11 protein-coding genes are annotated in these 11,586 nt (G+C 73.9%); 6 read left to right on the forward strand and 5 right to left on the reverse strand.

The window, feature by feature from the left end; translation table 11 throughout:
• Positions 1 to 251: 251 nt before the first annotated feature.
• From ADK55_RS38775 to ADK55_RS25465, 4 genes are read left to right on the forward strand one after another with little or no spacing between them, the layout of a single operon-like run.
• Positions 252 to 419, forward strand: coding sequence for a hypothetical protein (locus tag ADK55_RS38775; protein WP_159041547.1), 168 nt, complete (start codon positions 252 to 254; stop codon positions 417 to 419).
• A 7-nt stretch (positions 420 to 426) separates the two neighbouring features.
• Positions 427 to 861 carry a molybdopterin-dependent oxidoreductase gene (locus ADK55_RS25455; protein WP_159041548.1) on the forward strand — a complete coding sequence of 145 codons (435 nt, stop codon included), beginning with the start codon at positions 427 to 429 and terminating at the stop codon, positions 859 to 861.
• Complete coding sequence (locus ADK55_RS25460; RefSeq protein WP_053682116.1) at positions 858 to 2,096, forward strand: Dyp-type peroxidase; 1,239 nt, start codon at positions 858 to 860, stop codon at positions 2,094 to 2,096. The genes ADK55_RS25455 and ADK55_RS25460 overlap by 4 nt, the downstream gene beginning before the upstream one ends.
• A gap of 38 nt (positions 2,097 to 2,134) precedes the next feature.
• The gene (locus tag ADK55_RS25465; RefSeq protein ID WP_053682117.1) at positions 2,135 to 2,404 is read left to right on the forward strand and encodes a hypothetical protein; all 270 of its coding nucleotides are present in this window, start codon (positions 2,135 to 2,137) and stop codon (positions 2,402 to 2,404) included.
• 199 nt (positions 2,405 to 2,603) lie between these two features.
• Here the strand turns inward: ADK55_RS25465 and ADK55_RS25470 are convergent, their stop codons facing one another.
• Entirely contained in the window at positions 2,604 to 2,981 is a 378-nt protein-coding gene (locus ADK55_RS25470; RefSeq protein WP_053682118.1) for a hypothetical protein, read from the reverse strand.
• Between the two features lie 271 nt (positions 2,982 to 3,252).
• Between ADK55_RS25470 and ADK55_RS25475 the strand changes: the two genes are divergently transcribed.
• Positions 3,253 to 3,609 carry a YciI family protein gene (locus ADK55_RS25475; protein WP_053682119.1) on the forward strand — a complete coding sequence of 119 codons (357 nt, stop codon included), beginning with the start codon at positions 3,253 to 3,255 and terminating at the stop codon, positions 3,607 to 3,609.
• Between the two features lie 71 nt (positions 3,610 to 3,680).
• The gene (locus tag ADK55_RS25480; RefSeq protein ID WP_053682120.1) at positions 3,681 to 4,910 is read left to right on the forward strand and encodes an RNA polymerase sigma factor; all 1,230 of its coding nucleotides are present in this window, start codon (positions 3,681 to 3,683) and stop codon (positions 4,908 to 4,910) included.
• Between the two features lie 95 nt (positions 4,911 to 5,005).
• On the opposite strand, the gene ADK55_RS25485 is transcribed toward ADK55_RS25480, so the two are convergent.
• The 4 genes from ADK55_RS25485 to ADK55_RS25500 all read right to left on the reverse strand — a co-directional run.
• Positions 5,006 to 6,469 (reverse strand): condensation domain-containing protein, encoded by a 1,464-nt coding sequence (locus tag ADK55_RS25485; RefSeq protein WP_053682121.1) that lies wholly within the window; start codon positions 6,467 to 6,469, stop codon positions 5,006 to 5,008.
• 101 nt (positions 6,470 to 6,570) lie between these two features.
• Positions 6,571 to 7,545: an ABC transporter ATP-binding protein gene (locus ADK55_RS25490; protein WP_053682122.1), complete on the reverse strand. Its 975-nt coding sequence runs from the start codon at positions 7,543 to 7,545 to the stop codon at positions 6,571 to 6,573.
• Positions 7,542 to 10,259 (reverse strand): hypothetical protein, encoded by a 2,718-nt coding sequence (locus tag ADK55_RS25495; RefSeq protein ID WP_053682123.1) that lies wholly within the window; start codon positions 10,257 to 10,259, stop codon positions 7,542 to 7,544. Before ADK55_RS25495 ends, ADK55_RS25490 begins: the two co-directional genes overlap by 4 nt.
• A partial coding sequence (locus ADK55_RS25500) for an FtsX-like permease family protein (protein WP_324611205.1) occupies positions 10,256 to 11,586 on the reverse strand: 1,331 nt, incomplete at its 5' end. The genes ADK55_RS25500 and ADK55_RS25495, both read right to left, overlap by 4 nt.

Consider the following 11,586-nt stretch of genomic DNA (forward strand, 5'->3'; position numbering starts at 1 on the left):
CGACGGGCCGGCGGAAACCCTACGGGACTCGGTGGTTCCGCCAAGGTCCGGGCCCTGTTCACGGAGGTCCGGACGGCATTTCCGGTGAATGCTCCAGAGGGGAAAAGCGATGCTGTGGCAACTGCGACTCTTCATGTATGTTGCGCACGGCATTTCAGCTGGAAAGAGGCTGATCACCTTGCATGTGCGAGTCTGTTGGTCGGCGCGTCGGGAGGGGTTCGTCCATGGGAATGCGCAGGAATCGCAGAAGCGTGAATCGCGGCGCGGCGGTCGCCGTGTTCGCGGCGGGCGGCCTGCTGCTCGCCGGCTGCGGGCAGTCGGACGACGGCAAGGGGTACCAGGAGGGCGCCGCGGACGGCTTCCACCGCGCCCTCGACCTCGGCCCCGGCAACGTCCGCGGCCCCTCTGAAGCCCGGTGAGGTGCGGGTGGCCGGCGAGGTCGGCAAGCCCTACACCGTCACCCTCGCCGAGCTGCGCAAACTGCCGCAGACCTCGGCCGCCGTGAAATTCACCAGCGCCAAGGGGGAACAGGAACACACCTATCAAGGCGTGTTGCTGAACGACGTGCTGAAGACGGCGGAACCCCGATTCGACCAGGGAAAGAAGAACGGACAGTTGCGCGGCTTCGTCGCCGCGACCGGTGGCGGCGACTACCGTGCCGTCTTCGCCTGGGCCGAAATCGATCCCGCCTTCGCCAAGAGCCAGGTGCTGCTCGCGGTCTCGGAGGACGGAGTCCCCTTCGACGACGCCGCGGGACCCCGACTCGTCGCTCCGCAAGACACCAAGGGCGGCCGGTACGTGTCCGAGTTGAACCAGCTGTGGGTCGGTGTCGTCGACCCGGTGGTCGACGGTGTGAAGTGACGGACCGGCCCGCCGTGACCCCGCTGCGACGGCGGACCCTGCTCGGCGCCGGGGGGCTGGCCGCGCTCGCCGCAGGGGGCGCCGTGCTCACCACGGCCGCCCCCGGGGAGAGCACGAGGGACACCGGGGGCCGTGAGCCCGAGGCTCGGATACCGTTCCACGGCCCCACCCAGGCCGGAATCCTGACCCGGCGCCAGCCACACGCCCACCTCGCCGCGCTCGACCTGCTGCCCGGTGTCGACCGCCCGCTCGCCGCCGGTCTGCTGCGGGCCTGGAGCGGCGCCGCCGACCGGATGAGTCGCGGGGAAACGCCGGTCGAGGGGGAAGCCGACACCGGGGTCGCCCTCGGCGCCGGTCCGGCCGCGCTCACGGTCACCTTCGGGTTCGGGCCGGAGTTCTTCGAACGCCTCGGGTTGACCGCCGCCCGACCGGAGGCGCTGGGCCCGCTCCCCGCGTTCCCGGACGACCGCCTCGACCCCGCCCGCAGCGGCGGCGACCTCTTCGTCCAGGTGGCCGCCGACGACCCCCTCGTCGCCGTCCACGCGCTGCGCGCCCTCCAACGACTGACCCGGGGAACGGCCCTCACCCGCTGGGTGATGTCCGGGTTCACCCGTCCACCCGGAGCCGGCGCTCCCGACGGAACACACCGCAACCTCATGGGACAGCTCGACGGCACCGCCAACCCGACGCCGGCCGGCGACCCGGCGCACCGCGCACGGATCCTGGTCACCGCCCCGGACGCGCCCGGCTGGCTGCGGGGCGGATCGTACGTGGTCCTGCGCCGGATCCGGATGCTCCTCGACCACTGGGAGGGCCTGCCCGAGGCCCACCGCGAACAGGCCGTCGGACGGCGCGTGTCGGACGGGGCGCCCCTGACCGGGGGGACCGAACACACCCCGGTCGACCTGGACGCCGCCCGCCCCGACGGGGTTCCCGTCATCGCGACCAACGCGCACATCCGGCTGGCCGCGCCGCGCGGCAACGCCGGCGCGACGATGCTGCGGCGCGGCTGGTCGTACCACGACGGCATGCGCGCCGACCGCACGGTGGACGCCGGAATGCTGTTCGTGGCCTGGCAGACCGACCCGCGCACGGGCTTCGTCCCCGTCCAGCACCGGCTCGCCCGGGGGGACGCCCTCTCCCGGTACCTCGTCCACGAGGCCTCGGCGCTGTTCGTGGTGCCCGCCGGCGCGGCGCCGGGGGAGTACGTGGGACAGGCCCTCCTGGAAGGCTGACCGGGCCCGTTGTCAGTGGGGCCTGTCAACCTGGGCGGATGGACGACAGGATGCTGCGGCGCCGGGTCTACGGCGCCGACCACGACGACCCCGACCCGGGCCCGCGCCCGGGGCACGTCTACGGCGAGCTCGTGGGCGGCCCCCTCGACGGGCTGCTGCTCGACATCACCGGCTGGAGCGGGCCCCGACTGGCCGAAGAGGCCCGCCTCCCCACCGAGATAGGCCGCTACGGGGCCGGCGGGCGCGCCCACTACCGTCGCCGGCCGGCCGACCCGGACCACTGGGACTGGTCGGGCGACAGCCCCTGACCGGGCGAGCCCCCGATCCGCCGACGTCGACCGGGGGCTCTGTGGACCACTTCCGGCGCCGGGCCCCGTTCGGATGCGGTGCGTTTCAGGTGCCGGCCGCCTCGGGGTGTCGGGCTGTCAGGGCGTCGGGGTGTCGGGCTGTCAGGGCGTCGGGGTGTGCCGGCGGTCCGGGCGTCGGGGTGTGCCGGCGGTCCGGGTGTCAGCCGGTCGTGGCTCCGCGACCCACCTGGCGGGCCCACAGCACCAACGGCACCTGTAGCGGCAGCCGTGCCAGGGTGACGGCCCGGATGGCGGGGGACTGGGTCCGGGCGTCGACGGCCATCTTGACGTTCGCGGGGAAGACGCCGACGAAGAACGCCGCCGTGGCCATCGCCGCCACGCGCCGGGTGCGCGGGTGCGCGACGCCGGCCGCCAGTGCCAGCTCGACGACGCCGGACGCGTACGTCCACTGGCGGGGGCTGCCGGGCAGGGAGCGCGGGACCGTCACGTCGAACCGCTTCGGCGCGACCGTGTGCGCCACCGCCGCGCCCGCCAGCAGACCGGCGAGCAGCAGGGGCGAGGAGGGGGTGCGCGGCATCGGGGATCCTCTCGGAGGGGATGAGGCCCGCGATCCTACTCATGGGTAGCCGCCCTGCGTCCAGGCCCGCGGCAGGCCCGACTCGGCCGGGAGCGGCCCCGCCTGCCGGCCCGGACCCGCCGCGGTGGTGAGAATGCGGATCGGGGCGGATCGGGGCCGATCCCGAAACTTCCTGAAGAAAGTTTCCCGGAACTGTCGATTCGGGTGTCTCCCGTTCGACGCAGGGGTGAGAGGCAGGGAAAGCCCCCGCCCTCCCGACCGAGGAGTCACCATGCCGCGCTTCCTTTCGCTGATCCGCATCGACGAGCAGAACACGCCCACCGACGGCTTCACCCCCGAGTTCGAGCAGCGGATGGGCGCCCTCCTGGAGGAGATCACCAAGGCCGGAGTCATGCTCGACACCGCGGGCCTGCTCCCCACCGCCGAGGGCACCCGGGTCACCTGGTCCGGCGGCAAGATCGGCTACACCGACGGCCCCTTCACCGAGACCAAGGAGGTCATCGGCGGCTACGCCCTCATGCAGTGCAAGGACAAGGCCGAGGCCCTGGAATGGACCAAGCGGTTCCTGGAGCTCCACCCCGCCACCTGGACGGTCGGCTCCGAGCTCCGCGAGATCGTCGAAGGCTGATCCGGCCGCGTTCACGGCGTCCTGTTTGCCCTGCCTCGTCACGGCTGCTCTGATGGGTGGCCGTGACGGCAGTGAGTACGACCCGAGCGGTCGAAACGGTGTTCAGGATCGAGTCCGCGCGGATCATCGCCGGTGTGACGCGCATCGTGCGCGACGTCGGCATCGCGGAGGAGATCGCCCAGGACGCCCTGGTCGCCGCGCTGGAGCAGTGGCCCGTGGACGGCGTCCCGGACCGGCCGGGCGCCTGGCTGACGACCACCGCCAAGAACCGCGCGATCGATCTCGTCCGCCGCAAGGAGGCCTACGCCCGCAAACTCGCCGAGGTGGGCCGCACCCTGGAGGACGTACCGCCGCCCGAGGAGCCGGCCGAGCCGGAGGACATCGACGACGACCTGTTGCGGCTGATCTTCACCGCCTGTCATCCGGTGCTGAGGACGGAGGGCCGGGTCGCGCTCACGCTGCGTCTCATGGGCGGGCTGACCACGCAGGAGATCGCCCGCGCCTTCCTCACCTCCGAGTCGACCGTCGCCCAGCGCATCGTCCGGGCGAAGCGGTCGCTGGCCACGGCCGGTGTGCCGTTCGAGGTTCCGTACGGCACCGACCGCGAGCAGCGGCTCGCCTCCGTGCTGGAGGTGATCTACCTCGTTTTCAACGAGGGCCACTCGGCGACCGCCGGGGACGACCTGGTCCGCCCGGCACTGTGCGAGGACGCGCTGCGGCTGGCCCGGTTGCTGGCCGGCCTGATGCCCGAGGAGACCGAGACGCACGGGCTGGTGGCGCTCCTGGAGTTCCAGGCCTCCCGGATCGCCACCCGCACCGGGCCCGACGGCGAGCCCGTGCTCCTCGCCGACCAGAACCGGACCCGGTGGAACCGCATGCTCATCGGGCGCGGTGTCGCGGCACTGCGCCGCGCGGGCACCGGCCCGTACTCCGTGCAGGCCGCGATCGCCGGGTGTCATGCCGCGGCCGTCCGGTACGAGGACACCGACTGGGCGACGATCGTCGCGCTGTACGGGCGACTCCTCGTGCTGATCCCGTCCCCCGTGGTGGAACTGAACCGGGCCGTCGCCGTCTCCATGGCCGAGGGCCCCGGTGCCGCCCTGCCGCTGGTCGAGGCCCTTGCGGACGAACCGGCCCTCGCGTCCTACCACTTGCTGCCGAGCGTGCGGGGTGATCTGTTGGAGCGCCTCGGCCGCGGGGAGGAGGCCCGGGTCGAGTTCGAACGGGCCGCCTCCCTGACGCGCAATGCCCGAGAGCGCTCCTTGCTGCTGCGTCGGGCGCGGGCCGCGGCCGAGCGCTGAGCCGGCACCGGGTACTCGCGGTCGGCCTCGCCCTGCTGCGCGGTACCCCGCGCACCGCACCCCGGCCGGCCTGGCGTCCGCCGGGCCGGGGGAGCTCAGGCCCGGACGCGGGGCCGGATCGGCAGACGGGGCGGGGTGAGCGCGATCGGGCGGCGGAACCCGCCGGTCAGGGCGATGTCCCGCACGGTCTGGCGCAGTGACGCCTGGAAGTCGCCCATGGTGCCGCGGGCGGCCGCGGTGTCCACGTAGATGGAGTTCATGTGCAGTCCGTCCGCGTCCCGTTGGAACCAGGAGCACGCGCCGTTCGCCCGCGCCGACCACACGTGGGAGGTGGGCCGCCACTCGTCGTGCCGCTCGGAGCCACGACACTTGCGCATGTCGATGTACGAGAAGAAGTTCACCGGGTACGGCCACGAGCGCGCCGCGAACTCCTCGGGGGCCAGCAACTCCCAGGCCCTGACGAACGGCACGTCGATGTGGCGGATCATCTCGCCGAAACCGGCCCGTACCTGCGTCATGACCTGGGTGAAGTCCCGCCCCGGAGAAGCGTCGAACTCGATGGGCATGGTGTTCACGAACCAGCCCACCGAGTTGGTCCAGGCGTCCCGCCCGCGCTCGCTGACCGGCATGAACCCGCGGTACACGCCGGGCCCGCCGGCCTCCCGCAGGCAGACGGCGACCGACGCGAGCACCCCCATGAACGGCTTGCCGCCCACCGCCAGACAGGACTTCTCGAACACCTCCGCCTCGGTGGCGTCCAGGAGCAGCGACGCCTCGTTGACGATCGGGTACATCCGGTCCGGCCGCACGCCCAGGTCGAGCGGGAACCGCGGGAAGAACTCGCCGTTGCGCTCGATGAACGACTTCCAGTAGCCCAGGCGTTCGTCGTCCGCGCCGATGGAGAGGTACCGGCGCCGCTGCTCCTCGGCGAAGTCCAGATAACTGGGCGCGGTGGCCGGCAGCCCGGAGCTCTCGCCCCGGCACAGCGCCTCGTACTCCGTCTCCACCTCGTGCACCACGATCGGCATCGACATGCCGTCGCACACGATGTGGTCGAAGGCCAGGTACACCGTGGCGGAGTCCTCGCGCAGCACGGCGCCCATGGTGAACAGCGGCCAGGACAGGGTGTCGATGCTGCGCTTGAACCGTTCGACGAGGAAACCGCGCAGCAGCTCGGACGTCTCGAAGACGCCCACCTGGGCCGTTTCGAGGGCGAGTTCGTCGGCGGCCAGCGGCGCGCAGGCCAGCTCGCCGGCCAGCCGGCGGAACTCGCAGCGCAGCACCTCGTGACGGCCCACGAACGCCAACAGCGCCCGACTGAGGGCCGTTTCGTCGAGCGGTCCCTCGACCTCGAAGGTCACCGCGATCCAGGACGCGACCGGATCGTCGGCCGCACGGCTCTCCTCGGCGACGGTGAAGTGCTTGTCCTGGTTGAAGGACGCCCTCCTGCCCGACGGATCACCCCGGTCGGCGTCCCGCGCCGCCGCCGTGGACCGCAAACGCCACTCCACCACCCTTCCGGGCGCCAAGGTGTGCATCTCCAGAGGAAACTGCCGCATTCCGTCATCCCTTCGACCCCCGAGTCAACCCCGAGCGCCTAACGACACCCGGCCCACGGAAGTGACGCACGCACCCGCGAAGGCGTTCGGCGCCGCGCGCGTCAGTCCGTGTCCGGGGCGTCCTGCGCATCGTCGCGACGGACCTCGATGTGGTCGGCGGCGAGGTCGACCGCCACCCGGTGCTCCATGCCCAGCGCCTCCAGGAACTTGTACGGGAGTTGCACCCGCCCGGTACGGTCCAGCATCACGTACTCGCGTTCGCTCACGGACTCCGCGCCGTGCTCGTCGGTGACGGTGCGGCGCAGTACCTCGCTGCTGGTGCGACCGTCGCGGATGGCCACCGTACGGCGGACCTCTCCCGCGACCATCGGGTCGTGCGTCACGATCACCACGGTCGCCCCGAGCTCCCGGTTCACGGTACGGAAGGCCTCGAAGATCGCGGCGCCGGTCTCGGAGTCCAGCTCGCCGGTCGGTTCGTCCGCCAACAGGACCGCCGGGTCGTTGGCCATGGCCACGGCGATGGCCACGCGCTGCTGCTGCCCGCCGGACAGCGCGTTCGGCCGCCGCCCGGCCAGGTCGCCGATCTCCAGGGCCGCCAACAGCTCGGCGACGCGCGCGGTCTGCCGCTTGCGGGCCGCGCGCCCGCTCCCGTCCTTCAGCTGCATCGGCAGCGCCACGTTCTGGGCGGCCGTGAGGAACGGCAGCAGGTTGCGGGCGGTCTGCTGCCAGACGAACCCCACGGCCTCGCGCCGGTAGCGCAGCCGCTCCCGCGCCGACATCTCCAACAGGTCGTGGCCGCCCACGGTGGCCTTGCCCGCCGTCGGCACGTCCAGGCCCGCCAGGATGTTCAAAAGCGTCGACTTCCCGCTGCCGGACGCGCCGACCAGCGCGATCAGATCCCCCCGGGTCACGGTCAGCTCCAACCCCTGCAGGGCCTGCACCTCGACCCCGTCGGAACTGAAGATGCGCACCAGCCGGTCACAGACGATGGCGTGGGCCGGATCGTGACCGCGGGGCTCGGCGGCGGCCAACGCCTTGCGGCGCAGCTCCTCGAAGGTGGGGGCTTCGGTGTTCAACGTCGGTCTCCCGCTCTCAACTCGGTGGTGATCTGGCGCCGGCCGGACACCGCCGCCTCGGCGAGCACGGTCAGGGCCACCAGCGCGGCAAGGCCCAGTGACTGCACCAGCACGGGTCGGACGAGGACGCCCAGCCCGGTCGGGACCGAGGAGCCGACCAGCGTCGTCAGGTCCACCGCCGGACCCAGCAGGGCGACCGCGGCGACCGCGATCAGGCCGCCGCCGAGTGCGGCGGTGACCGCCTGCGGCAGCGATTCGACGAGGATCAGCGCCACGCCCTGCCGGGGCCGCAGGCCCATGGTGCGCAGTCGGGCCAGAAGTGCGGCGCGTTCGGGCGTGGCCCGGGCCAGGGTGAGCAGGACGGCCAGCGCCGCGAAGCCGGCCGCGCCGGCCAAGGAGGCCCGGAACACGCGGCTCGCGGACCGCTGGAGGGGGTCGTCGGCGAGCTTGGCGACGGTGGCGGCGCTCGTGCGGACGAGGTAGCGGTCGGCCGCCGGGCCGGCGTGGGTGCGAACCACCTCGCGCAGGGCCCCGTCGTCGATGCTTCCCACCGCGAGCCAGTGGGTGGGCGGGGCGCCCTTGGGGATCCTGGCGGTGGCCGTGCCCGCCGGCAACACGATGACGCCCTTGCCGGAGCCCTGTAGGAGGGGCGTGCCGTCGATCCGGGCGACGGGCTTCGCGAGCAGCTCCTCGTCGTTGGCGAAGCGCACGCGGTGGGTTCCGTCGGTGACCTTCCCGACCAGGTCCTCGCTGAACAGCGCGGGGATGGCGGCGGGGGATCCGCCGGCGAGCAGGGCGGGATCGAACCGTCCGCGTCCGACGGTCCGCGAGATCTCCGCGTAGGCCACCGGGTCGGCGACGATCACCGTGACCTTGACGGAGCCCCGGTCGGTGTCGAAGACGTACGCGTCGGCGTCCGCCCACAGGGTGAGCGAGGCCCGTACGCCGGGCAGTTCGCCGGCCGCCTTCGCGAGGGCCTTCGGGACGGGTACTCCCGCGGGTGAGGCGACCTGGGCGTCGCCGCCCACGTCGAGTCGGGCCACCCGCTCCCGGGCGGACTCCACCCCCGCCAGCACGGTGGCCCCGAATCCGCCGGTGGTGACGGCGAGCAGCAGCGCGATCAGCGGCAGTACCGGGGGTCGTGCCCGATCCCCGGAACCGCGGGCCGCGCGGGTCGCCCCCAGGAAGCCCACCACACCGCGACGGCGACCCACCGCCCGCGCCAGCGCCCCGACGAGCGGCGGCTGGATCCGGGCCAGGAGCAGCCCGCCCGCGAGCGCCAGCAGCAGCGGGGCCGCGACGAGCAGCGGGTCGACGCCCTGCCCCGCCGGGGCGACGCCGCGTTCGCGGACCTCGAACACCGCCGCGCCGGTCGCGGCGAACACGAGCAGCTCCGCGACCAGTCGGCGGCGGGGGGCGGGCGGCCGCGGCGGCGACAGCAGCACGAACACCCGCACGGGAAAGGCGGTCAGCAGCACGAGCGTGACCGCCGCCGCGGCGAGGAGGGCGGGCAGCAGACGGGGAGTGGGCAACAGCAGCACGGCGGCGGCCGTCGCGAGCGCCGCCGCCGGGAGCACCGGGACGGCTCCTTCCGCCAGCACCCGGCGGACGATGGAGGAGCGCGAGCCGCCCCGCGCGAGCAGCAACCGCAGTTCGGCGAGCCGCCGGTCCCCGCTCAGTCCGGCGGCGAGGAAGAACACGACGAGGGCGACGCCGACGACTCCGGCGGGCCCGATCGCGGCGAGCGGCGCGGCGGCCTGCCGGCGGGCCTCGGCCCGGGCGAGCAACTCGGGCAGCCGCGAGGTGATCCGCAGGTCGGGCCGGCGGGATTCGAGGGTCAGGTCGGTGGCGGTGGGACCGGCCACGTAGGAGGCGACGGCCTCCTTGACCGCGGGCAGCCGGTCGGCGCGCAGGATGTCGGTGTCCACCGGCAACCGCCAGAAGAACTCGGCGCGTTCGCCCCAGGACGCCAACCGGTCGGCGCCGTCGGGCCCGACCACGGCGGAGGTCTGCCAGTACTGCTTGCGGGTGCCGTTGAGGCAGGCGCGGGTCGCGCACAGCAGGTCGGTCCAGAAGGGGTCGGCCGGGTCGTCGACGCGGTACACGCCGACGATCTCGGCGCTGAGCGGCCCCGAGATGCTCGGAGTGGGGTCCAGGACCGTGCCGACCTTGACGCCGAGGGTGTCGGCGGCTCCCTGGGACAGGGCGATCGGGATCGGCCCCTCCGGCGTGCCACCGTCGGGCCAGCGACCGTCGACGAGGCGGGTGTGGGCGGAGAGGTCGCGCAGGTAGAGCAGGCTCATCTGCGGCGCCACCTCGTAGGGGCTCGGCAGCCCCGGGTTCGTCAGGGTCCGCGGTTTGACGGCGCGGGTGCCCGACACGGGGCCGTCGGGCGCCACCGCGAAGTCCTTCCCGGTGCGGGACAGCAGGAGGGACCGTACGGAGTCGAGCCCCTCGGGTGTGCGGGCACCGGGCTCGGCCCGGGCGGTGGCGAGCAGGCTCGTGAAGCCGGGCCCCTGGTCCCGCAGGAAGGACCGCAGGGCCTGGTCGGAGCCGCGGTCCAGGGCGCGCGGCAGACCGGCGGCGAGCAGCACCGCGACGAACGCCAGGACGGCGCCCAGCAGGGTGGTCAGCGGCGCGGCCCGCAACCGGGTCCGCACCCACGGCGCGGGGCGGGTGTGCGGGGGCGGCGGCGCGGAGGCCGGGCTGGTCACATGTCCTCCACGTGCCGCAGCCGGGCGGCTGCGCTCAGGGCGTTGCGGTTGCGCCGGCCGCCGAGCACGGTCGACAGCAACGGCACGGCGGCGATGCCCGCGACCAGCAGCAGCGTCGTGGTGACGGGCAGATCCACCAGAACCTCCGGGACCGGCCGGCGCGCCCCCGGCGTCAGCACCACCAACGGCACCGTCAGGTGCACGATGGCGGCCCCCAGCACGAGACCGACCCCCGCTCCGAGGCCGACCAGGACACCGCTCTCGACGGCGGCCGTCCGGGCCGGCGCCCGACGCGGCGCGCCCAGTGCCAGCAGCACGGCGAACTCCCCGGACCGTTCCTGCGCGTTCGCCGCGGCGGAGGCCGCGAAGCCGATCGCCGCCAGGACCGCGCAGGCGAGCGCGAGCGCGGCGAGGGCGGCCTGTGGTCCCGCGCTCAGCGGGTCGTCGAGCAGTCCCGCGACGACCTCCTCGCGCAGCCGCACCTCATGGACCCCCGCGCCCGCCCGCAGCGCCGCGGCGGCCCGGGCCGGGCCGGGGTCGTCGGCGGAGGCGGCCGGCAGCCACCACTCGTCGGTCGGGGGGACCTGCTTGCCGCCCTGCGCGGCGAACAGCCGGCCGAGCGTGGCCAGGTCCACGGCCACGGCCGTGTCGCCGACCACGGGCAGGATGTCCACCGCGGAGGTGATCCGGACCGGCAGTGAATCGCCGCCCAGGGGGACGGTCACCAGGTCGCCGACGTCGGCGCCGATGGCACGGAGGTACGCGTGCGTGGCGACGCCGGGGACCTCGGTGGCGGGCGGGCCGCCCGCGGTCGCGGAGATCCGGACCGGGCCGGTCGTGTCGCGCGGGTCCTGGTAGCGCATCCGTACCAACGCCCCGCCGCCCTCCCGGAGCACGCCGGGCCGAGCCCCGTTCGTCGTGGTCGGGGCCGTCAGGTGCCAGGCCGGCGCGACCGCCTCCACCCGCGCGGCCGGGCCGTCCCGGGTGTCCGAGACGGCGACACCGCGCACCGTCACCTCCCCGCCGACCTGCTTGGGCGAGCCGTAGGGCCGGGTGTCGGGGGAGAAGGTGACGACGAAGCCGATGATGCTCAACGGGCCGGCGGCGGATCCGATCGGGGCGTCGGCCAGGGCGTCGACGTCGACCGAGACGATGGTGGGGCCGTTCGCGGGGAGTTGACGCGTCGGCGCCCGGTACGTCAGCCCGAACCGGTCGCGCAGCAGTACGCCGATACCGGGGCTGCCGGGCTCGTCCGCGGAGTCCAGGGACACGTCGATGTCGATCCGTCGCGGCTGCCCGGGCAGGGTGATCCCGTTCGCGGCGGGGG

This window comes from Streptomyces sp. WM4235 (genome assembly GCF_001279725.1).
Taxonomy (GTDB): domain Bacteria; phylum Actinomycetota; class Actinomycetes; order Streptomycetales; family Streptomycetaceae; genus Streptomyces.